Source organism: Pseudomonas sp. Ps21-P2, from assembly GCF_039672565.1.
In the GTDB taxonomy this organism is placed as follows: Bacteria; Pseudomonadota; Gammaproteobacteria; order Pseudomonadales; family Pseudomonadaceae; genus Aquipseudomonas.
Genome location: NZ_JBDFPL010000051.1, coordinates 1 through 573, shown reverse-complemented (window position 1 = coordinate 573; position 573 = coordinate 1). Strand labels below are relative to the sequence as shown.

The following is a 573-nucleotide window of genomic DNA, read 5'->3' as shown; positions in this document are numbered from 1 at the left end:
CGGTGGCAAACGAGAACGGCTGGTTTACTCATTGGGTGTCTGTGCAGCGAGACATCACTGAGCGAAAAGAAGCTGAGGAGGCATTGCAACAAGCACAGATGGATCGTGAGGAACGCGTGGCGCTCCAGTCACGGCTGGTGGAGCGCGAGAGAATTCAGGAGGAGTTGTCCTACGCTGCATTTCACGATGAACTCACAAGACTCAAGAACCGGGCGTACTTCACAAGCCGCATCGAGGAAGCCCTAAGTAGAAAGGGCGACGGCAGCCGTAGCACGGCTACAGTTTTGTATATGGACCTCGACCGGTTCAAATACGTCAATGACGGCATAGGTCATCACGCTGGTGATGTGTTGCTCAAACGGGTTGCGGAGCGGTTGCATTATTCTATTGACGTCGAGGCGGTGGTTGCGCGGATTGGCGGCGACGAGTTTGCCGTTCTACTTACCGGCGAAGACCACCAGAAACAGGCTGTCGAGACTGCCGGACGAATTATACAAGCGCTTGGCCTACCCATCGAGATCGAAGGCCAGACGCTGTTTACCTCCTGCAGCATTGGCATCGCGACCCTGGATA

General features: G+C 55.1%; 1 protein-coding gene. It reads left to right on the top strand.

Annotated elements, in window-relative coordinates:
* Positions 1-573 (top strand): diguanylate cyclase (locus ABEH28_RS27335; RefSeq protein ID WP_346631576.1); only part of this gene is annotated, 573 nt, incomplete at both ends.